The organism is Stenotrophomonas sp. HMSC10F06 (assembly GCF_001807865.1).
Taxonomy (GTDB): domain Bacteria; phylum Pseudomonadota; class Gammaproteobacteria; order Xanthomonadales; family Xanthomonadaceae; genus Stenotrophomonas; species Stenotrophomonas bentonitica_A.
The window spans coordinates 153,660-175,813 of record NZ_KV791261.1 but is presented as its reverse complement, the minus strand read 5'-3'; the positions used below and the strand labels follow the sequence as shown (position 1 = coordinate 175,813).

General features: G+C 68.9%; 15 protein-coding genes. 4 read left to right on the top strand and 11 right to left on the bottom strand.

Features of this window, described 5'->3' with window-relative positions; genetic code table 11:
• Positions 1–16: 16 nt before the first annotated feature.
• From HMPREF3113_RS05610 to pilG, 4 genes are read right to left on the bottom strand one after another with little or no spacing between them, the layout of a single operon-like run.
• Positions 17–2,053 (bottom strand): methyl-accepting chemotaxis protein, encoded by a 2,037-nt coding sequence (locus HMPREF3113_RS05610; protein ID WP_019185136.1) that lies wholly within the window; start codon positions 2,051–2,053, stop codon positions 17–19.
• Positions 2,054–2,096: 43 nt separating this feature from the next.
• Complete coding sequence (locus HMPREF3113_RS05605) at positions 2,097–2,627, bottom strand: chemotaxis protein CheW (RefSeq protein WP_070471308.1); 531 nt, start codon at positions 2,625–2,627, stop codon at positions 2,097–2,099.
• A complete protein-coding gene (locus HMPREF3113_RS05600) occupies positions 2,627–2,989 on the bottom strand; it encodes a response regulator (protein WP_019185138.1) in 363 nt (120 codons plus the stop codon). Before HMPREF3113_RS05600 ends, HMPREF3113_RS05605 begins: the two co-directional genes overlap by 1 nt.
• Positions 2,990–3,007: 18 nt before the next feature.
• The gene (pilG, locus tag HMPREF3113_RS05595; protein WP_019185139.1) at positions 3,008–3,409 is read right to left on the bottom strand and encodes a twitching motility response regulator PilG; all 402 of its coding nucleotides are present in this window, start codon (positions 3,407–3,409) and stop codon (positions 3,008–3,010) included.
• Positions 3,410–3,668: 259 nt separating this feature from the next.
• On the opposite strand from pilG, the gene gshB reads away from it, so the two are divergent.
• Positions 3,669–4,619 carry a glutathione synthase gene (gene gshB, locus HMPREF3113_RS05590; protein ID WP_019185140.1) on the top strand — a complete coding sequence of 317 codons (951 nt, stop codon included), beginning with the start codon at positions 3,669–3,671 and terminating at the stop codon, positions 4,617–4,619.
• Positions 4,616–5,503 (top strand): energy transducer TonB family protein, encoded by an 888-nt coding sequence (locus HMPREF3113_RS05585; protein WP_070471306.1) that lies wholly within the window; start codon positions 4,616–4,618, stop codon positions 5,501–5,503. The genes gshB and HMPREF3113_RS05585 overlap by 4 nt, the downstream gene beginning before the upstream one ends.
• 28 nt (positions 5,504–5,531) lie before the next feature.
• Here the strand turns inward: HMPREF3113_RS05585 and tsaB are convergent, their stop codons facing one another.
• From tsaB to mrcB, 4 genes are all read right to left on the bottom strand, one after another.
• Positions 5,532–6,239, bottom strand: a complete 708-nt coding sequence (gene tsaB / locus HMPREF3113_RS05580) for a tRNA (adenosine(37)-N6)-threonylcarbamoyltransferase complex dimerization subunit type 1 TsaB (protein WP_070471304.1) — start codon at positions 6,237–6,239, stop codon at positions 5,532–5,534.
• Between the two features lie 5 nt (positions 6,240–6,244).
• Positions 6,245–8,302, bottom strand: coding sequence for a DNA repair helicase YoaA (locus HMPREF3113_RS05575; RefSeq protein ID WP_070471303.1), 2,058 nt, complete (start codon positions 8,300–8,302; stop codon positions 6,245–6,247).
• 69 nt (positions 8,303–8,371) lie between these two features.
• Entirely contained in the window at positions 8,372–8,899 is a 528-nt protein-coding gene (locus HMPREF3113_RS05570; RefSeq protein WP_070471301.1) for a hypothetical protein, read from the bottom strand.
• Positions 8,900–8,914: 15 nt separating this feature from the next.
• Positions 8,915–11,356: a penicillin-binding protein 1B gene (gene mrcB / locus HMPREF3113_RS05565; protein ID WP_070471300.1), complete on the bottom strand. Its 2,442-nt coding sequence runs from the start codon at positions 11,354–11,356 to the stop codon at positions 8,915–8,917.
• Between the two features lie 96 nt (positions 11,357–11,452).
• On the opposite strand from mrcB, the gene HMPREF3113_RS05560 reads away from it, so the two are divergent.
• Positions 11,453–13,552 (top strand): glycosyltransferase, encoded by a 2,100-nt coding sequence (locus HMPREF3113_RS05560; protein WP_070471298.1) that lies wholly within the window; start codon positions 11,453–11,455, stop codon positions 13,550–13,552.
• Here the strand turns inward: HMPREF3113_RS05560 and HMPREF3113_RS05555 are convergent.
• Together HMPREF3113_RS05555 and HMPREF3113_RS05550 are read right to left on the bottom strand one after the other, a co-directional pair.
• Entirely contained in the window at positions 13,549–15,111 is a 1,563-nt protein-coding gene (locus tag HMPREF3113_RS05555; protein ID WP_070471296.1) for a hypothetical protein, read from the bottom strand. The genes HMPREF3113_RS05560 and HMPREF3113_RS05555 overlap by 4 nt on opposite strands.
• Positions 15,112–15,140: 29 nt before the next feature.
• Positions 15,141–17,294 (bottom strand): bifunctional (p)ppGpp synthetase/guanosine-3',5'-bis(diphosphate) 3'-pyrophosphohydrolase, encoded by a 2,154-nt coding sequence (locus tag HMPREF3113_RS05550; protein ID WP_070471294.1) that lies wholly within the window; start codon positions 17,292–17,294, stop codon positions 15,141–15,143.
• 132 nt (positions 17,295–17,426) lie between these two features.
• On the opposite strand from HMPREF3113_RS05550, the gene HMPREF3113_RS05545 reads away from it, so the two are divergent.
• Positions 17,427–17,939 (top strand): hypothetical protein, encoded by a 513-nt coding sequence (locus HMPREF3113_RS05545; RefSeq protein WP_070471292.1) that lies wholly within the window; start codon positions 17,427–17,429, stop codon positions 17,937–17,939.
• A gap of 45 nt (positions 17,940–17,984) precedes the next feature.
• Here the strand turns inward: HMPREF3113_RS05545 and hrpA are convergent, their stop codons facing one another.
• Positions 17,985–22,088: an ATP-dependent RNA helicase HrpA gene (gene hrpA / locus HMPREF3113_RS05540; RefSeq protein WP_070471290.1), complete on the bottom strand. Its 4,104-nt coding sequence runs from the start codon at positions 22,086–22,088 to the stop codon at positions 17,985–17,987.
• Positions 22,089–22,154 lie beyond the last annotated feature (66 nt).

Below are 22,154 nucleotides of genomic sequence, written 5' to 3'. Positions count from 1 at the left end.
CCGCCCTGCCCGTGGCTCACGCCGGCAGCTTGAAGTCGGCAACCGAGCGGCGCAGGTCGGCCGCCAGCTGTGCCAGGTGGCCGATCGACTCGGCGGTCTGTCCCGCGCCCTGCGAGGTCTGGCCGGTAATCTGACGGATCACGCCCATGGTGCGGGTGATGTCCGATGCCGCGGCCGACTGCTGCTGGGCAGCGATCGAGATGTTCTTGATGAGGTTGTTCAGTGCATTGGAGACGCGCTCGATTTCGGTCAGCGCGGTACCGGCGTCTTCGGCCAGGCGCGCGCCGGAGACCACTTCGGCGGTGGTCTGCTCCATCGAACTGACCGCTTCGTTGGTATCGGCCTGAATGGCCTGGACCAGATTCTCGATCCGTCGGGTCGCACCGGAGGTACGCTCTGCCAGGCGCTGCACTTCGTCGGCCACCACGGCGAAACCGCGACCGGCCTCACCGGCCGAAGCGGCCTGCACGGCCGCGTTCAACGCCAGGATGTTGGTCTGCTCGGAAATGTCGTTGATCAGTTCCACGATCGAGCCGATTTCCTGCGAGGACTCACCCAGTCGCTTGATGCGCTTGGAGGTTTCCTGGATCTGGTCGCGGATCTGGTCCATGCCCTGGATCGTCTCGCGCACCACACCGGCACCTTCGGCGGCGATGATCACCGAGCGCTGCGCCACGTCGGCAGACTCGGCCGAGTTGCGCGACACCTGCTCGATGCTCGATGCGATTTCGCCGATCCGGTCCGAGGCGGAGGTGATCTGGTTGGCCTGGTGGCCGGCTGCTTCGGCCAGCTGCATTGCAGTGGCCTGGGTTTCTTGGGTCGACACGGCGACCTTGGCCGAAGTGTCGTTGATCGTGGTCACCAGATGGCGCAGCTCATCCACGGCGTAGTTGATGGCGTCGGCGATGGCGCCGGTCATGTCCTCGGTCACCGAGGCCTTCACTGTCAGGTCGCCTTCACCCAGCGAGCTGATTTCATCCAGCAGCCGCATGATGGCCTGCTGGTTGCGGCTGTTGTATTCCACCTGGGTCTGGTAACGCAGTTCCTGCTCGCGCGAGCGGCTGCGCACGGTGCTGCCGACGAACCCGACGATGGCGATCAGCGAGAACGCGCCGGAGGCCACGCCCAGCCAGAAGTTCGGGAACAGGCGGGTATCGCGCAGCGAGCCGAACGAGGAGAACGCTTCGAACAGCTTCTTGCTGTCGCGCAGCATGTCCGCCGAACCGCCGGTCAGGGCAGCGGCCGAAGACTGCGCGGCGAACAGCTGGCGGGAGCTGGCCAGGATCGCGTCGGCGTCCTGCTTCATGGTGTCCCACTGCTTCTGCGACTGCTCCAGCGCGGCCAGTGCCGGGCCGTTGCGGACCGCGGCGATGCCCAGTTCCTCGTTGCCATTGCGCAGTGCGTCGAGCACCTGGGTGAACACGACCGAGTCGCGGGCGAGCGCATCGCCGGCGGCTGCGGCATTGGCGCCGCCGGCGCGCATTTCCGTCACCCGGCGGGCCATCGAGCCGACCACCACCACCTGCTGCAGCGCGTTGTAGACCTGCGAGGACGGCGCACCGCTGGCCGACATCGCGCGGACCACTTCGTTCAGCTGCGCCTGCAGTGCGGGCACGCCGTTGACGAAGTTGTTGGCATTGCCAGCCAGGGCCAGCACGGCCGGTTCGCTGGCGACCAGCTGGCCGGCGCTCTTGCCGAGCGGCTCCCAGGTCTGGATCAGCGTGTTCAGCGGCCCGGCGACATTGGTTTCGGTCCCGTAGCGACCCTTCAGGCCACTGACGGTGCTTTCGATGTCGCTCTTGGTCAGCTTGAACGCGGTGAACGCCTGGGCGTTGCCCGACACCGCTTCACGGCCCTGGTTGGCCAGCTGCTGCGAGAGCACCTGCAGGTTGGCGGCATCGGTACTGGCACTGGCCAGGCGACTGCCCTGCCAGGTCGCCACGCCGGTGTTGACGCCGAACACGATCATCGACACGGCCAGCAGGCCGAGCCAGAAATTGGTGCCCACCGAACCGAACTTGCCGGCCTTGGCGGATTCCGAAGCAGTACTCATCGTTCAACCTCGATCTTCAATACGGAGAGACAGGCGCCTGCGGTCAGGCCGCGGCCTGCCTGAATTCGGGGGTACGCGACAGCAGCGACAGCGAGAACACGCCCCAGTCATGGCCATCGCCATGGAAGGCGCGATCGATGAAATGTGCGTAGCGGCCGGTGGCCAGATCGCCGGCGACGATGTTCTGGTCCAGCTCGAAGCTGCGCTGGCCGAACAGTTCATCGATGGTCAGCGCCACGTCACCGCCGGCCTGGCGCATGATCAGCACGCGCTGGCCTTCCTGCTGCACGGTGCGCTCGCCTTCCAGGAAGAACTTCAGGTCGACCACCGGGAACAGGTTGCCGCGCAGGTTGCCCACGCCCAGCAGCCACGGCTGCGCGCCGGGCACCGGAGTGACCGGCGGCATCGGCACGATTTCCACCACTTCGCGGAAATCCGACACCAGCCGGCGCTTGCCGACCCGGTAACCGACGCCACGCCACAGGTCCTGCGAGAACTGCCGCTCGGGCAGCTGCACCGCATGGGCCAGGCTGCGCCGCTCATAGCCCTGGAGGATGTCGAAAGGAGAACGCATCAGACCACCAACTGGTTGATCCGCGCGATCAGTTCCTCCTCGCGCGGCGGCTTGACGATGTAGTCGGCCGCCCCCTGGCGCAGCCCCCACGCCTTGTCGGTTTCCATCGCCTTGGTGCTGACGATGACCACCGGGATATGTTTGGTGGCCGCGTCGCGCGCCATCGCACGGGTGGCCTGGAAGCCACTCATGCCCGGCAGGACCACGTCCATCAGCACCAGCTGCGGGGACTGCTCGCGCACGAGCTTGAGCCCGTCCTCGGCGTTGTCCGCTTCCAGGACTTCATGACCGGCCTTGGTCAACCATTGCGTGAACACCGCACGGTCGGTCGGTGAATCCTCGATCAGTACGATTCGAGCCATTGTGCCTTTCCCCCCTGGTCAGGCGTTGACGTATGTGCGGATGGCACCCAGCAGTTCTTCACGCGTGAATGGCTTGGTCAGGTACTGCTCCGAGCCGACGATGCGGCCGCGCGCCTTGTCGAACAGGCCGTCCTTGGAGGACAGCATGATCACCGGCGTGGCCTTGAACAGCTGGTTGCCCTTGATCAGCGCACAGGTCTGATACCCGTCCAGCCGCGGCATCATGATGTCCACGAAGATGATCTGCGGCTGTTGGTCGGCGATCTTGGCCAACGCCTCGAAACCATCGGTCGCGGTCACCACCTCGCAGCCTTCCCGCTTCAACAGGGTTTCCGCGGTCCTGCGGATGGTCTTCGAATCATCGATGACCATCACGCGCAGCCCTGCGAGTTCCCCACCCGCAGCCATGTATTCAGTCATTACCTTTCCCCAAGCTCGCGACGCTTGCGCTGATCCCCGGCGCCGCTGCGAAAGCGTATCTATATCCCAATACCGGCGCGCGCTTCAAGCACACCCACCGCGGCCCCGCCGCGAGCGGCCCCGCCGGTGCGCGGCACGCCCCTTTTGCGCAAACCCGGCCCGTTCCCCGGCCGGGCCGGACACTGCGTTCCGGCCCCCGGGGCAGGCATTGCCGGGCCATTGTCGCTACCATCATCGGCCTGCCCGCCAGGTTGCGACCATGCCGTTGAATGTCATCGTGGTGATGGACCCCATCGCCCATATCAAGATTGCCAAGGACACCACCTTCGCGATGCTGCTGGAAGCCCAGCGCCGCGGCCATGCCCTGCACTACGTCAGCCCCGGTGGGCTGGCCCTGCGCGACGGCCAGGCCATCGCCCGCACCGCCCCGCTGCAGGTGCGGGAGGACAAGAACGACTGGTTCACCCTGGGCGACTTCAGCCAGACCGTGTTCGGCCCCGGCCAGGTCGTGCTGATGCGCAAGGACCCGCCGGTCGATGCCGAATTCATCTACGACACCCACGTGCTCAGCGTCGCCCAGCAGGCCGGTGCGATGGTGGTCAACGACCCGCAGGGACTGCGCGACTACAACGAGAAACTGGCCGCCCTGCTGTTCCCGCAGTGCTGTCCGCCGACCCTGGTCAGCCGCCGCAACGCCGACCTGAAGGCCTTCGTGCTCGAACACGGCCAGGCCGTGCTCAAGCCGCTGGACGGCATGGGCGGCCGCTCGATCTTCCGCAGCGGCACCGGCGACCCCAACCTCAACGTGATCCTGGAAACCCTGACCGACGGCGAGCGCACGCTGGCCCTGGCGCAGAAGTTCATCCCGGACATCACCGCCGGCGACAAGCGCATCCTGCTGGTGGATGGCGAGCCGGTGGATTACTGCCTGGCGCGGATTCCGCAGGGCGACGAATTCCGCGGCAACCTGGCCGCCGGCGGCCGCGGCGAAGGCCGCCCGCTGAGCGAGCGCGACCGCTGGATCGCCGCCCAGGTCGGGCCGGAAATGAAGCGCCGCGGCATGCGCTTCGTCGGCCTGGACGTGATCGGCGACTACCTGACCGAAGTCAACGTCACCAGCCCGACCTGCGTGCGTGAGCTCGACGCCCAGTTCGGGCTGAACATCGCCGGCACCCTGTTCGACGCGATCGAGGCCGGCCTGCCGCGATGAGCGCCAGCGTCGCCCCGGTGCCGACGTGGCAGGCGCGCGAATCCCAGCGGCTGGGCGCGACCCTGACGCTGTCGGTGCTCGTGCACGCCCTGCTGATCCTCGGGGTCGGCTTCGCGGTGAGTGACAGCGCCCCGCTGGTACCGACCCTGGATGTGATCTTCAGCCAGACCCAGACCCCGCTGACGCCCAAGCAGGCCGCCTTCCTCGCCCAGGCCAACCAGCAGGGTGGCGGCGACCACGACAAGGTGCAGCGCCCGCGCGACAACCAGGCCGGGATCGTGCCGCAGGCGCAGGCCGGGCTGTCGCCGGTTCCGCAGCAGCGCCAGGAGGCGGCCAGCGTGCCGCCGCCGCAGACCCGCGTGGTCAACAGCCGCAATGGCACCGACACGGTTGCGGCAGCCCAGCCACAGCCGCTGCCCGAGCAGCCCCGCCCGGATGCGCCGATGACCGCGCGCGAGCAGCGTGACGTGGAGATGGCACGGCTGGCCGCCGAAGTGCACCTGCGCTCGGCGCAGTACGCCAAGCGCCCGAACCGCAAGTTCGTTTCGGCCAGTACCCGCGAATACGCCTATGCCAACTATCTGCGTGCCTGGGTCGACCGCGCCGAGCGTGTCGGCAATCTGAATTACCCCGACGAGGCGCGCGCGCGCCGGCTCGGCGGGCAGGTAGTGATCACCGTCGGGGTGCGCCGCGACGGCACGGTGGAAAGTGCCCGCATCCTGCAGTCCAGCGGCACCCCGCTGCTCGATGAAACCGCGCTGCGCGTGATCACGCTCGCCCAGCCGTTCCCGCCACTGCCCAAGACCGAGGATGCGATCGACATCCTGCAGGTCACCCGCACCTGGGTGTTCCTGCCCGGCGGGGAGCTGCGCGACGACCGCTGAGGGGGCGATAGCCGACCAACGGTCGGCTCTACCGGGCGGCCTTGGCCGCCCGCGCGGCCTGCTGTTCCACCAGGGTCAGCGCCACGTTGTTGCGCAGATACGCCGGCTCCACCAACTCCGGTGCCACGCCTTCGCCGCGCTGGAACGCCGGCACCGCCAGCGCAAGTACGTCCGACGCACGCGGCAATGCCTGCGCGTCCACGCCGGTCAGCTGATCGGCCAGCCGCGTGGCCAGCACGCCCTCGGCCGCACCAAAGCCAGTCCCCACGCCGAACCAGCGCGAGCCCCCGGGCAACACCACCTGCTCGGGCGCGCAGACGATTTCCTCGCCCTGCAACTGCCACTGCCCGTCGATCCGGACATGGCGCGCGGCATAGACCTCGCCCATGCGCGCATCAATGCTGGCCAGCACTTGATCGGCGTCCGCCGGCGCACGCAGCGCCAGCGCCTGCAGGGTGGAGACCGCGATCAGCGGGCGGTCCAGCGCCAGGGCGATGCCCTGGGCGATGGCGATCGCCAGCCGCACCCCCGTGAACGCGCCCGGGCCGCGGCCCAGTGCGATCGCATCCAGCTGCGAACGGGCCACCCCCGCCTCGGCCAGCAGCGCCTCGGCCCAGGGCAGGCTGAGTTCGGCGTGGCGGCGCGGCGCGATCTCGAAGCGCTCAGTGACCTGCCCATCCACATACAGGGCGACGGAGCAGGCTTCGGTGGCGGTTTCAAAGGCGAGCAGTTTCATGGCGGTCAGAACAGGGAAGTAGGAAAGTCATCGGTCGGCGGTACAGCCCGCACGGGCGGCGCAGCGACGGGCGCTGGTGCAGGCGGAGCGCCGAGGACGGGCCATTGTGGCGCAAAGAAGGCCTGCACATCGGCCAGCGAGCGGGTGCGACGGAACGGCGGCAGGGAATCCAGGAAGATCCGGCCATAGCCGCGGCTGAGCAGGCGCGGGTCGCACAGCACCAGCACCCCGCGATCGGTCTCGCTGCGGATCAGGCGACCCACCCCCTGCTTGAGCGCGATCACCGCCTGCGGCAACTGCTCGTCGCGGAAGGGATTGCCGCCATCGCGGCGGATCGCGTCCAGCCGCGCCTCGAACACCGGGTCATCCGGCGCGGCGAACGGCAGTTTGTCGATCACCACCACGCTCAGCGCATCGCCCACCACGTCCACGCCCTCGCGGAAACTGGCCGAGCCCAGCAGTACCCCATTGCCCGACTCGCGGAACCGCTGCAGCAAGGTCGCACGCGGTGCCTCGCCCTGCACGAACAGCGGCCACGGTGCATCGCGCAGCGCCTCGGCGGCTTCGCGCAGCGCGCGGTGCGAGGCGAACAGCAGGAACGCGCGCCCGTGCGAGGCCTCCAGCACCGGGGTCAATGCGCGGATCAAGGCGGTGCCGAAGCCACGCGCGGCTGGATCGGGCAGATCGGTCGGCAGGTAACACAGCGCCTGATGGGCCCAATCAAACGGGCTGGGCTGCAGCAGGCTGACCGGATCATCCAGGCCCAGCCGTTGGGAAATATGCTCGAAACCGCCGTCCACGGTCAGCGTGGCCGAGGTGAACACCCAGGCTGCCATCGAGCGTTGCCGATGCTCGCGCAGCGGGCCGGACACATCCATCGGCGTGCGCTGGCAACGGAAGCCACGCGGGGTCAGCTCGTACCAGAGCACCTCGGCCGGTGGCGGCGCCTGCTCAGGGTCGGTGTCGAAATCCAGCATCGGTGCGTCCTCACCGAGCCAGCGCGACAAGCGGGCGACGGCGTCCATCGCACGCGCATGGCAGGCATCCAGGCCGGGCGATGCTTCACGCACGCCCGCCAGCGCATCGCGCAGCTGCACCAGCGTGCTCATCGCCATGTCGAAGCCATCGCGCACCTGCGGCACGGTCAGCGCACGCCACTGGGTGCCGCGCGGCGGCAGCCCATCCATCGCCACGCGCAGGTCGCGCAGGGTCTGCTCGAGTGCGGCAGCCGGCACCTGCAACGCCGCCTGGGCACCGGCCACGCTGCGGCTCTCGGCCAGGCAGTCGCGCGCCAGTTCCTGCCACGGGCGCATGCCGAAGCCTTCACCGAAGAAGTTGGCGGCCAGTTCCGGCAGCTGGTGCGCCTCGTCGATCACGAACGCCTGCGCACCGGGGAGGATTTCGCCGAAGCCTTCCTGCTTGAGCGCCAGATCGGCCAGCAGCAGATGGTGGTTGACCACCACCACATCGGCGGCCTGCGCCCGCTGCCGTGCCTGCACGACGAAGCAGTCGTCCCAGAACGGGCATTCGGTGCCCAGACAGTTGTCGACGGTGGAGGTCACCATCGGGTACAGCGGCGAGTCTTCCGGCAGCGCGTCCAGCTCGGCCATGTCGCCGAATTTCGTGCGTCCGGACCATGCGAGGATCCGCTGGAACTGTGCGACCTGCTCGGGGGAGCTGAAGCGGGGTTCGCCGCGGGCCTGCTGCAATCGATAGCGGCACAGGTAGTTGGCACGTCCTTTCAGCAGCGCACTGCTGTGCCCCACGCCGAGCGCGGCACGCACCCGCGGCAGATCGCGGTGGTACAGCTGGTCCTGCAGCGCGCGGGTCCCGGTGGAGATGATGGTCTTCAGCCCGGACAGCAGCGCGGGCACCAGATACGCATAGGTCTTGCCGGTGCCGGTGCCTGCCTCGGCCAGCAGCACGTCGCGCTGGTCGAACGCTTCGGCGATCGCCGCGGTCAGGCGCAGCTGGGCCGGGCGCGGCACAAAGGCATCGAGCTGGCTGGCGAGCGCACCGCCCTCACTGAGGGCATCGCGGCTGGCGTGTGCGAGTTGGGACATGACGACAATGATAGAGGCTGCCGGGTTGCGCCCGGCGCTACGCCGTCACGCATCCGCTTTCGCGCTGCATCAGTAACGCATGATGCCCGGCACCGTGCAGCCTTCCAGCTGGGCATGCGCCGAGGCGGCATTCTCTTTTTCACCCCGGGCCAAGCGCGACTGTTCGATCGTCGCCCAATGGCGGCGGCACAGCGGGCCGGTCTTGGAGCCCAGCTCGACCGACTTGCGGGCGAAGGTTTCGGCAGCCGCCCACTCACCCTGCAGCAGCGCGATTTCGGCGCGGTCCTGCAGCACCGATGGATCCGAGGCCATGATCGCCAGCGCCTGGTCGAGCGCGGCCGCGGCGCCGGCCAGATCATTGGCCTGGCGGCGGGCCAGCGCGGCCTGGCGCAGATCTTCCACTTCGCTGTCGCGCAGTGGCTGCACGGCCAGTTCCTTGTCGTCGTTGCCGGCGGCGGCATCCACGGCCGCCAGGCGCTGGGCCGGCGTGGTGGTATCGACGGGCGCCTTCACCACCGGCGGCGGGGTGACGCAGGCGGCCAGGGCCAGGCAGAGCGTGGCCAGCGAAGCGGAACGGATCAGGAATCGGGTGGTCATGCAGGCTGGCCTTGATCAGGGTTGACGGGCGGGGGGGGTGGCCGGTGCATTCTGCGCCGGTTCGGGGGCGGGCTCGGGCTTCTTCTCCAGGCCGAACCAGCTGCGCCAGCCACCGCCTTCGCTCTGCTCGCCGCCCTCGCCTTCGGGCAACGCGCTCGGCGCGGCGCACGGGACGTAGGATGGGGTATACCCCACCACGAACGGGAAACGACGCGCGCCCGGGCAGCCTTCATCGGTGGTGGCGGTACCGCTGGCCTCCACGTACTGCCAGTCCAGGCCCTTGTTGCTCACCTTCAGGGGCGCGCTCGGCAGGCGCTGGAAGATGCCCGACCAGACCCGCATCGAGCCGGTCGCGCCATACAGCCCGGCCTGCTGGTTCTGGTCATTGCCCATCCAGATCACCGCCAGGTGGTCGCCGGTGTAGCCGGCGTACCAGCTGTCGCGACCATCATTGGTGGTGCCGGTCTTGCCCGCCGGCTGCAGGCGGCCCAGCCCATCGGCGTTGAGGCGCTGCGCGGTACCGCTGGCCACGACCTGCTGCAGGCCGATGCTGATCAGGTTCGCGGCGATCGAGTCGCCCTCCTGCGCCGGCGCCGGGGTCTTGTCGTAGCGCTTCATCAGCTTGCCCTGCGGATCGAGCACGCCACGCACCGCATGCAGCGGCTGGATTTCACCGCCGGAGGCCAGGAACTGGTACAGCTGGGCCATCGCATACGGGCTCTGATCGGTGGAGCCCAGGATCACCGCTGGATTGGGGTCGGCCTTGATCCCGGCCAGGACGTGGATCAACTGCGTGACCCGCTCCGGGCCGACCTGCATGCCCACCCGCACCGTGGCCTGGTTGTAGGAACTGGCGAGCGCGTCGATCAGGCGGACCGTGCCGTGGCTGCGGTTGTCCGCATTGCCGGGCGTCCATTGCTTGCCGCGGCTGAGCTGTACCGTCACCGGGGAATCGTCGACCCAGCTGGACAGCGAGTAGCGGTCCGGCTGCGCCAGCGCCAGCAGGTACACGAATGGCTTGAGCAGCGAACCCACCGGACGCTGCGCCTCGATGGCGCGGTTGAAGCCCGGCTCGGACACTTCGCGGCTGCCGACCACGGCAAGCACATCGCCGTTGTGGACGTCGGTCAGGACCAGGCCGGCCTGCAGCTCGGGGCGACGCTTGCTCTCCAGCGATTTGATCGTCTTGGTGACCGCGCCTTCGGCATACGCCTGGGCAGACGGTGCCATGCCGGTCATCACGCTCAGCCCGGCGCCCTGCAACACGGACTCCGGATAGTCGTGGCCGAGCTGGCGCCGGACCAGATCCACATAGGCCGGGAAGCGGTTGGCCGCGATAAGCCCCGGGGTCTTGGGGACACCCAGCGGCGCCTCGACGGCACGCTTGTACTCGGCATCGTCGATCAGATTGGCCTCGCGCAGCTTGCCCAGCACGAAGTTGCGGCGGTCCAGCGCGCGTTCGGGATTGCGGCGCGGGTCGTAATAGGACGGGCCCTTGACCAGGCCGATCAGCAGCGCGACGTGCTCGGTGTTGAGCGAAGCCAGATCACGGCCGAACCAGAATTCCGCACCCGAGGACATGCCATGGATGGCCTGGCTGCCGCGCTGGCCCAGGTAGACCTGGTTGAGGTAGGCCTCCAGGATGGTGCGCTTGTCGTAGCGCGCCTCCATGATCAGCGCGTACAGCACCTCGTTGAATTTGCGGGTGACGGTCTGCTCTTTGCCGATCCCGAGCAGGCCGCTGCGGGCCAGCTGCTGGGTCAGCGTCGAGGCACCCTGGCGGCTCTGGCCGCCGGAGCGCACGGTCACCCACACCGCGCGGGCGATACCGCTCAGATCGATACCGTGGTGGCGGCTGAAATCCTTGTCCTCCACCGCCTGCAGGCCGGTGACCAGCAGCTCGGGGGTTTCCTCGATGCGAACCAGCCGGCGCTCTTCCTGCTTCTGGCCGTACAGCGTGGCGATACGGGCCGGATCCAGGCGCGCGGCCTTGAGGGCCTTGCGGCTGTCGGGATCGCGCAGCGAGGCGATCGACCCACCGGACAGGCTCAGCTCGACGCGGCGCGGGGCGACCCGGCCATCCACATCGTTGTAGCCACGGCTGGAAATGACGAAGCGCCCGCCTTCCTGCGTGTACGTGGCCGGCGACTTGCCGATCCCGTCATCGCGGTAGGCCGACGCCGCCAGCTCGGTCTTGAGCGTGGCCGCATCCATGGCCACACCCGGCGCCAACGCCAGTGGGCGCGCATAGACACGGGTGGGAATCTGCCAGCGCAGCTCGCCGAAGCGCTGGGTGACCTGTTGGTTCAGGTACACGGTATAGGGGATCAGGAAGCCCAGCCCCAGCGCGACAGCCGCCATGCCCCAGGTGATCAACCGGCGCCGCCACAGCGGGCCGCGGCTTTCGGTGTCGTCGTCGAACTCGTCGATGTCGTCGGAATCGTAGCGTCGGGGCACGGGGATGCGAGAATATGAAGTCCGGCGAGTCTAACGCAGCCACCGCGAGCGGCGCGTTCTCCCGGGTTCCCCCGCTTAAGCTGGAGTTGCAACGGGATGTCGATGTCCTTGGCCGATGCTCGCTATTTCCTGAACCGCATGCTCGGCCTGTTCCGTCGCAGTCTGGCCAGCCTGCGCACCCGGGGCTGGCGCGCCACCTGGCAGCGCATCCGGGTCCATACCCAGGCCGTGCCCGCCCCGCGCGGCGCACCGCTGTTCCTGCCGGAGGCCACACCGTTCGCGCCGTTCACGGTCCCGGCCAGCGAGCGCCCGGTGGTCAGCATCATCATTCCGGTCTACAACCATGCCGGCCACACGCTGGCCTGCCTGCGGGCGCTGGCGGCCCACCCGCCGCAGGTCGACTGCGAGATCCTGGTGGTGGACGACGGCAGCAGCGACGAAACCACCGCCTGGATGCCGCAGGTCCGCGGGCTGCGCTATGAGGTGCGGCCAACCAACGGCGGATTCATCGAGGCCTGCAACGATGGCGTGGCCCGCTCGCGTGGCCAGTACGTGGTGCTGCTCAACAACGACACCGTGCCCCAGCCGGGCTGGCTGGATGCCCTGCTCGCCACCTTTGCTCGGGTGCCGCGTGCCGGCCTGGTCGGTGCGCAGCTGCTCTACCCCGATGGCCGCCTGCAGGAATCCGGTGGCGTGATCTTCCAGGACGGCAGCGGCTGGAGCTATGGCCGCTTCGAGTCACCCGAGGATCCGCGCTACAGCGCGCTGCGCGATGCCGACTACTGCTCCGGCGCGGCGTTGATGATCCCCCGCGCCTTGTGGGACCAGCTTGGCGGCTTCGATCTACGTTACAAGCCCGCCTACTACGAAGATACCGACCTGGCCTTCGCCGTCCGCGAAAGTGGCCACCGCGTGCTGGTGCAGCCGGCCAGCCGCGTGGTGCATGACGAGGGCACCAGCAACGGCACCGATACCGGCAGCGGGGTCAAGGCCTACCAGGTCCGCAACCGTGGGGTGTTCGCGGCGAAGTGGGCCAAGGCGCTGCAAGCGCAGCCGAGCGTGGGCAGCGTGCCCTCGCCGGCCCTGCTGCATCGCGCCCAGCGCCAGGTCCTGATCCTGGATGAAGAAGTGCCGCAGCCGGACCGCGACTCGGCCTCGCTGCGCCAGTACAACCTGATCCGGATGCTGCTCGACGAGGGCGTCCATGTGGTGTTCGTGCCGACCCGGCGCGAGCATGCCGGCGCCGCCACCGAGGCGCTGCAGGCACTGGGCGTGGAGGTCTGGTACGCGCCCTACCTCGACGGCGTGGCACCGTGGCTGCGCGCCAACGGCGCCCGCTTCGGGGTGGTGATGATGGTGCGCTACCACGTTGCCCACGAGTGCCTGCCGCTGCTGCGCAGCTTCGCGCCGCAGGCGCGCACCGTGTTCGACACCGTCGACCTGCATTACCTGCGCGAGCGCCGTGGTGCGGAGATCGCCGGCGATGCAGGCCTGCTGCGCAATGCCGAGCGCACCCGCGCACGCGAGCTGGCGGTGATGGATCAGGTCGATGTGACCGTGCTGGTCAGCGCGGCCGAGCGCGAGCAGCTGCGCATCGATGCGCCGGGCGCGACGGTGGAACTGATCTCCAACCTGCATGAAGTTGCAGGCGCGGGCCCCGACTGGGCCGAGCGTCGGGACCTGGTGTTCGTTGGCGGCTTCCGTCATCCGCCGAACCTGGATGCCATGCAGTGGTTCATCGGTGAGGTCTTCGCGCGCATCCGCGCGCAGCTGCCCGATATCCGGTTCCACTGCATCGGCGCAGCCGTGCCCGATGCGCTGCGCGAGCTGGCCGCGACCCAGCCCGGTGTGGACATCCATGGCTTCGTGCCGGACGTGGTGCCGTACATGGACGGCGTGCGCATCGCCGTGGCGCCGCTGCGCTTCGGCGCGGGGGTCAAGGGCAAGGTGAATCTCAGCATGGCGCACGGCCAGCCCGTGGTCGCCACCACCTGCGGCGTGGAAGGCATGCACCTGCGCGATGGCGAGGATGTACTGGTGGCCGATGATGCCGAGGCGTTCGCCCAGGCCGTGGTCCGGCTGTACCAGGATGAGGCCCTGTGGCGCCGGCTCTCCACTGCCGGGCTGCAGAACATCGTGGACCACTTCTCGCTGGATGCCGCCCGCGCCACCGTACAGCGGGTGTTCCTGGCCTAGGCTCCCGCGCCGCCACCGGCACTGCGCAGGCGTTCGGCAAATGCCGGCAGCTCGGGCAGGCCCGGCTGCCAGCGGCGCGCCTGCACCAGCGCCTGTTGCGCGAAGGTGATATCGCCCGAGCCAAGCCGCTCGCTGCCGATCGCCAACCAACGCTGCGCCAGCCGGCGCCTTGCCGCAGCCTGGCCTGCGTCGCTGGAGGACAGGGTCTGCCAGGCCTCCAGACAGGCTCCGGCCCCTAGTACCCGGTTCTCGCGCAGGCGATCCTCGAAACACTGCCGGCTCGCTGGCAACAACCGCTGCGCCGCCGCGCGAACACGCGGGTCCTGCGGCGCAACCCCCTGGGCCTCACGCAGCGCGTCGTAGGCACTGCGGCCGGGGGGATCCAGGAAATTGCCACGGCCCTCGGCCTCTTCCAGGCGCGTGAGCAGGCCCTGCAGCGTGCGTTCGCGCTGCGCCCGCGGCACCGCCGGGGTCTTCAACGCGGCCTGCGAACGACGCGCCTGCTCGATGGCATGCCGCGCCGTCTCCAGCGCGCGCGTGGAAGCGCCCAGCGTTTCAGCCTGCTGCACCGCCTGGGCCGCTTCGTCGAAACGGAAATTGCCGGCCAGCCGCGTCGCACGCGAGAGCTGCGCATCGGCCACCTGCTGCTGGCCGCGGTGTGCGGCAGGATCGTCGGGCAAGGCGGCAAGCACCGCGGCGAAGGCCTCCGCCGCAGCCTCCAGTTTCTGCCGGCGCAGCGCGGCTTCGCCTTCGCGCTGGCGCCGCTCCAGTGCGTTGTTCAGTGCCTCCTGGGTGGCCGGCAGATCGACATGTCCGGCGTCGAAGCCCCGGGCACTGCGCACGCGTTCGGCCGCGCGTGCGACATCGCCGCGCCCGGCCGCCGTGCGCGCCTGCTGGAGGAGGTCGGACAGCGCATCCTCACGCCCTTCCAGCGCACGCACCTGGTTGGGCGAGAGCGTGAGCACCTGCTGGAACAGCGGCAGCGCGCTGTCCGGGCTGCCATCGAGCCGTTGCGCCTGCAGGGCCGCTTCGGCGCGGCCGAGCAAGGCGCCGATCCCCGCGCGTGCCTGGTCGTGCGCGCGCAGCTGCTGCGCCACCGCGTCGGCTTCGCGCTGCGGCACCTGCAGCTCGCGCGCCAGGGCCAGCGCTGTCGTCGCGGCCGCCGGGTCGCCGCGTTCCAGTGCAGCACGCGCCTGCTGCAGTGCCGCCTGGCCGGTACGGGCCAGGCCGGTGCGTGCCTGCAGCCGGTCGTTGTCCAGCGCCAGCGCTGCTTGATAGGACTCACGTGCGCCGCTGCCGTCGGGCAGGGTCAGGCGGCCTGCGGCCAGCGCGCGATCGCCCTGGTCGAGCAGTTGCTCGATCTGCGGTTCATTCCAGAACCAGTTCGCCAGCGGCCGGCGCAACAGCGCCAGGGCCACGAACAGCAGCACGGCGATCAGCAACGCCCAGCGCCAGATGCGCTTGGCGTGGCGCGCCTGCACCCACCACCAGCGCCCCTCGCGGCGCACCCGCCGCAGCGCCTCGTGCGCGGCATCATGCCTGTCATCGTCCCGGCTCATGCCGCGAGCCTAGCGTGGGGCACGTGAGCTCAGCCTAGACGCCGGGCTTCGCTGACGCCGGGCAGTGCGTCCAGCTTGCCCAGCAGGGTGGAAAGCTGCCCGTAGTCGCTGACCTTCAGCCGCAGCCGCAGGTGCGCCCGGCCGCTGTTGCGGACGTTGTCGCTGTGGATGTCCAGGACGTAGGCATCCTCCTGCGCGATCAGGTTCGTGATGTCCTTGAGCAGCCAGCGCCGGTCGACCGCATCGACCACCACGTCCACTTCATAGCCACCGCCGGCCTGGCCCCACTCCACGGGAAGAATGCGCTGCGGGCTGGCTGCGGCCAGCCGGGCCAGCGCCGCACAGTCGGTGCGGTGCACGGTGACGCCACGCGCCCGCGTGAGGTAGCCGACGATCGGTTCGCCGGCCACCGGCTGGCAGCAGCGGGCCAGCTGCACCAGCAGGTTGCCCACGCCCTGCACGGTGAAGTTGGCACTGCGCACGCTGTCGCGCCGCGCCGTGGGCCGCGGCATCGCCGGCACCGCCGGCTGGCTGGCGGCCCGTTCGGCTTCCAGCAGCGCACGGCTGACCTGGTTCGGCCCGGTGTCGCCCAGCGCGACCTGGATATAGAGATCGTCGACGCTGTCGGCGTGGAACTTCTTCAACGCGATGGCAAGGTCGGCATGCTGCAGGCCGAGCCGCTTCAGCTCGCGCTCGAGCAGTTCGCGTCCGGCCTGCACATTGCGTGCGCGGTCCAGCTTGTGGAACCAGCCGCGCACCTTTTCACGCGAGCGGTTGCTGGCCAGGAAGCCACTGGAGGCCAGCAGCCAGTCTCGCCGGGGGTCGGCCTCCTTGCCGGTCAGGATCTCGACGCGGTCGCCGCTGCGCAGCCGGTAGGTCAACGGCACGATGCGGCCATTCACCTTCGCGCCGCGGCAACGGTGCCCGACCATGGTGTGCACGTGGTAGGCAAAATCCAGCGGCGTGGCGCCCTGCGGCAGGTCCATCACCTCGTCCTTGGGGCTGAGCGCGTAGACCCGGTCCTCGGTCAGCTCGGCATCCAGCGCGCCGGCCAGCTCACCGCCGTGCCCCTCCTGGGATTGCTCCAGCAACTGGCGCATCCAGGTGATCTTGCGGTCGAAGGCCTTCTCCGCACCCTTGCTGCCTTCCTTGTAGCGCCAGTGCGCGGCCACGCCGAGCTCGGCCTGGGCGTGCATGTCGTGGGTCCGGATCTGCACTTCGATGGTGCGACCTTCCGGGCCGACCACGGCGGTATGCAGCGAGCGGTAATCATTGGCCTTCGGGCGCGCGATGTAATCGTCGAACTCGCTCGGCACCGGCGCCCACAGCGCGTGCACCACGCCCAATGCGGCGTAGCAGGCGGCCACGTCCTCCACCATCACGCGTACCGCACGGATGTCGTAGAGCTGCTCGAACGCCAGCCGCTTCTTCTGCATCTTCCGCCAGATGCTGTAGATGTGCTTCGGGCGGCCACTGACCTCGGCACGGATGCCCTGCGCCAGCAACTCGCGCGACAGCGCCTTTTTGACGGCCTCGACATAGCGCTCGCGCGCCAACCGGGTTTCGTCGACCTCGCGGGCGATGCGGCGGTAGGTCTCCGGTTCGAGGTGGCGGAACGCCAGGTCTTCCAGCTCCCACTTCAACTGCCAGATGCCGAGCCGGTTCGCCAGCGGCGCGTGGATGTCGCGGGTGAGCTGGGCCAACGCGCGCCGTTCCTCCTCGGGCAGGCGATCGGCACCGCGCATGCGGGCCAGTTGGCGGGCGAGCAGGATCGGCACCACGCGCAGATCGCGGATGATCGACAGCAGCAGGCGACGCAGCCCCTCGCTGTTGCGACCGGCCTCACGCCCGGCATGCAGCGCCCAGACCTGGTCGGCCGCGTCCAGCCCGTCCAGCAGGCCGACCACCACCGGCTTGAGCGCACCGACCGGCAACGCGTCCAGCCCGGCGCGCAGCCACGGCAGATCGAACAGCAGGGTGGCCAGCAGCGCCGACTCGTCGGCCGACAGCAGCGACAGCGCATCAAGCGTGTCGGCCAGCACCGGCCAGCCCGCGCGCATGTCCAGATCGGCCTCGGGCTGCTGCCAGCGCTGCAGCAACGCCTCGCGCAGTTCGGTCGGCAGCGAAGCCACCGAGGGTCGGTTCAACAAGGCATCCAGGCCGGGGGCAGAAGCGCGGTTCACAGCATCGTACAGACAAGACAGAGGCCATCTACACTAGCGCCGCAGCGCCCCCCCGACAATCGCCGTCGCCTGCATGTGCACATGCCCGGGCGCTGGCACTACACTGCGGCCATCCCTAGGAGAGACCCTGCCATGCGCTTTTCCCGTCTGCGGTTGTTGGCCTGCGCGGCCATTGTGATGAGTGTGTCGCTGCCGGCGCTGGCCCAGCGCGTGGTGGAAGGCGATCTGCAGCAGCAGATGTCGCCGGCCGAGTTCAAGGCGGCCGGGCTGGAGAAACTCACACCGCAGGAACTGGCCGAGCTCAACAACTGGCTGCAGGGCAAAGTGGCTGCCCTGGCGGCCGATGCTCGCGAGCAGGCCCGCGAAGAGGGGCGCCAGGAAGTCATCGTGAAGAACCACGGTTTCTTCGATTTCGGCACCAAGGAGCCGATCAAAAGCACCTTGACCGGTGAGTTCCGCGGCTTCGGCAAGGGCCAGCGTTACGTGCTCGCCAACGCGCAGGAGTGGGAGCAGATCGACGACGCCCAGGTCGGTGGCGTCCGCCGCCAATCGCCCGAGGTCAGCATCGCTCCCGGCCTGGGCGGCGTGTGGTACATGCAGGTGCAGGGCGTCAACACCCGCGCCAAGGTCCGCCGCGTCAAGTAATCCGCACCCGGTTCCCCGTGCCGCACCGGCACGGGGGTTGCCGGATCAGGCCTTCTGCAGCGCGGCTACGCGCTGGGCCAGTTTCTTGGCCGAAATGCCGGTACGCGCCCCAAGCTCCTGGGCGAACAGCGAAACCCGCAGCTCCTCCAGGTCCCAGCGCAGGTCCTGCCACTGCGGCCGCTGGCGCAGGCCACGCGCGTCGGCCTGCGCCAGCGCCTCCACGAACGGACGCAGCTCCAGCATGCGCGCCTGATCGCGCGGTGGATCACGCTTGGCACGTTCGGTGCGCAGGATCATCGCGCGCAGATAGCGCGGGTACTGCGCCAACGCGTCGGCCGGCGTGTCACGCAGGAACCCGGGATGGACCAGGGCGGCAAGCTGCTGCTCCATGTCATCGAGGTTGCCACGCGCCCACCCCATCAGCGGCGCTTCCAGCTGTGGTTTGAGCTCGGCCACGTGGGCGAGGATGTTCTCGGCCAGCTTCAGGCGCGCCATCGCCTCACCGAACAACGCCTTGCCCGCCTCGGCACTGCGTTTGGCGAACGCGGCAGGGTCGCGGATATCACCCAGCCCGTCGGCCAGCACGGCATTCATCGCCGCATCGACCAGATCGCCCCGCAGCCGCTCCTGCGATTCGATCGCGGCGTACAGCAGCCCGGTCTTGGGCGGCACCGGCAATTGCTTGCGCGCCTGCTTGGCCTTGTCGGCCAGCGCGATCTCCATCAATCGACGAACCCCGAGCGGATGCTGTTCCAGCGCTTCGTTGCGGTCGGCGAAGATCTTCAGCGCTGCGGTCTCACCCTGATCGACCAGTGCCGGGTACGCCGGCACGCCGGCTTCGCCGGGCACCTGCAGCGGGATCGGGGTAGCCGGGAAATCGCGTAGCCCTTCCGCGGCAAGCGCACGCCCTGCGCGTGCGGCGAAGGCCTCACCGGCCTTGTCGCCGAAGCGGGCACGCAGCGCCTCCAGATCGCGCGAGGTCGCCAGCACCTTGCCGTCGGCATCGCGCAGGCGCAGGTTCATGCGCAGGTGCGGCTCCAGCGAGGCTTCGTCGAAATCGGTTGCGGCCAGCTTGGCACCCGTCGCGCGCGCGAGGAACCGCGCCAGTTCGCCCCGGATGTCATCGGCGGTCGGTTCGGCGAAGGCCTCGGCAAACGCGCGGCCAAAGTCCGGTGCCGGCACATAGTTGCGGCGCATCGCCTTGGGCAGGCTGCGGATCAATGCGGCGGCCTTGTCAGCGACGAAGCCCGGCGCCAGCCACGACAGCCGCGCCGGATCCAGCGCGTTCAGCAGGTGCAGCGGCACCTCCAGCGTCACACCATCGTCCTCGGCACCGGGTTCGAAGGTGTAATGCAGCGCCAGCCGCGCATCGCCCAGCGGCAGGTACCTGGGATAGCGCTCGGCATCGCTGCCTTCGCCCGGCAGCAGATCGGCCAGCGTCCACGACAGCGCCCGGCGCTTCTCCGGCGCCAGTGCTTTCCACCAGGTATCCAGGCCCATCGCCGAATGGATCTCGGCCGGTATCCGGTCCAGGTACCAGCGCGCCTGCCAGCCTTCATCGGCGACGATACCGGCGCGGCGCAGCTTGGCTTCTTCTTCGCGCGCCTGCTGCAGCACCTTGAGGTTGTCGGCCACGAAGCCGGCCCGGGTGTTGATCTCGCCGGTCACCAGGCCCTGGCGCACGAAGATGTCATGCGCCTCGGCCGGCGCGATGCGGCCGTAATGCACCGGTTTTTTCGGGGCCAGCACCAGCCCGAACAGGCTGATCTGCTCCGAGGCCAGCACCTGGCCCTGCGCACGCGACCAGTGCGGATCGAAGTGCTTGCGCAGCAGCAGATGCGGCAGTTCGTTGATGACCCAGTCCGGCTCGATCGCCGCGTTGGTCAGACCCCAGATCTTCTGGGTGTCCAGCAGGGTTGCAGTGAGCAGCCACGGCGGCGGCCGCTTGGCCAGGGCCGAGCCCGGGAACGGCAGGAAGCGACGCTGGCGCGGCGCCAGGAAATCGCCCTTGTCGCTGCGATGGCCGATCTGCGTGGGCAGGCCGGCGATCAGCGCGCAGTGCAGGGTCTGGTACGCCGCGGCGCGCACCTTGTCGCTGAACGCGCTGCGTGCCTCGGGATCGGCACCGTTGCCGGGCGCGGCCTTGTCCTCGGCAGGCGCCGGTTCGGATTTCCCTTCGCGGGCCAGGCGCGCGGCACGGTGCTGCTGGCCACGCGTCGCCTTGATCCTGGCCTCGTCATCGCGCGCCGGCGCCGGTGCAGAGGAACCGGCCAGCAGCGGCGCCAACGAGGTCTCTGCCGGCTCTTCATTCCAGCCCAGTTCTTCGCACAGCACGCGCAGTTGGCGATGCAGTTCCCGCCATTCGCGCATGCGCAGGAAACCAAGGAAATGCCGCCCACACCAGTCGCGCAGCTTGGACTGGGTGAGATCTTCGTGGGCCTGGCGGTAGCCGTCCCACAGGCGCAGCACGCCGACGAATTCCGAGCGCCCATCGGCGAACAGCGCATGTGCGTTGTCCGCGGCGGCGCGCGCTTCCGGTGGCCGCTCACGCGGGTCCTGGATGCCCAGGAACGAGGCGATCACCAGCATCGGCCGCAGGCAGCCCTGTGCCTGCGCGGCGACCAGCATGCGAGCCAGTTTGACGTCCACCGGCAGGCGCGCCATCTGGCGCCCGATCGGGGTCAGGCGGCGCTCGGCATCGACCGCACCCAGCTCACCCAGCTGCTGCCAGCCATCGGCGATGGCGCGTTCATCCGGTGCTTCCAGGAACGGGAAATCCTCGATCCTGCCCAGGCCCAGCTGCAGCATCCGCAGGATCACCCCGGACAGGCTGGAGCGACGGATTTCCGGATCGGTGAACTCAGGGCGCGACTGGAAATCCGCTTCGGAATACAGCCGGTAGCAAATGCCTTCGGAGACACGACCGCACCGGCCCTTGCGCTGGTTGGCGCTGGCCTGCGAGACCGCTTCGATATGCAGCCGGTCCAGTTTCTGGCGCGGGCTGTAACGCTTGATGCGGGCGAAACCGGGGTCGATCACATAGCGGATGCGCGGCACCGTCAGGGAGGTTTCCGCGACGTTGGTGGCCAGCACGATGCGCCGGTTGCTGCCCGGGTTGAACACCAGGTCCTGATCCTTCACCGACAGCCGCGCATACAGCGGCAGCACGTCGGTGCCGCGGTACTTGCGCCGCTCCAGTGCCTGGTGCGCATCGCGGATTTCGCGCTCGCCCGGGAAGAACAGCAGGATGTCGCCGCGCGGATCGATGCGGGTGATTTCATCCACCGCCGCGACCACTGCATCATTCACGGTGCGCTCGCCATCGCGGCCACCGTCGGCATCGCCGCCGCCCTCGCCTTCCAGCGGGCGGTAGCGCACGTCCACCGGGAAGGTGCGGCCTTCCACGCTGATCACCGGCGCATCATCGAAGTGCTGGGCGAAGCGCGAGGTATCGATGGTCGCCGAGGTGACGATCAGTTTGAGATCCGGCCGCTTCTTCAGCAGCTGCTTCAGATAGCCCAGCAGGAAATCGATGTTGAGGCTGCGTTCGTGCGCCTCGTCGACGATGATCGTGTCGTAGTTGGACAGCCAGCGGTCACTGCTGATCTCGGCCAGCAGGATGCCGTCTGTCATGAACTTGATGCGGGTATCGTCACCGACACGGTCGGTGAAGCGCACCTGGTAACCCACGGTGGTGCCCAGTTCGGACTGCAGCTCCTGCGCGACACGCGTGGCCACCGCTCGTGCGGCAATCCGCCGCGGCTGCGTGCAGCCGATCATGCCGGCGGTGCCACGGCCGGCGGCCAGGCACAGCTTGGGCAGCTGCGTGGTCTTGCCCGAGCCGGTCTCACCGGCGATCACCACGACCTGATGGTCGCGGATCAGCGCGGTGATGGCCTCGGCTTCACGCGCAATCGGCAGCTGCTCGTCCAGAGTGATGGCCGGCTGATTCAGCGCACGCGCTTCACGGCGCTGCACGGACGCCTGCAAGGCCTGCTCGAACGCCGCCGCCAGCCCCGCATCCGCCGGTTTGGCCCGCCAACGCGAGAGCATCCCCAGCAAACGACCGCGGTCGCGGCTCATGGCCCCGTTGATCGCGGCCTGCTGCTGGGCCAGGCGTGCTGCATGTGGTTTTTCGATAGCGCTCATCAATCGATTCGTTTAGAACTTTTGTTTACTACTGAAAGGGTAGTCTGATCTATTGTGAAGGCCATC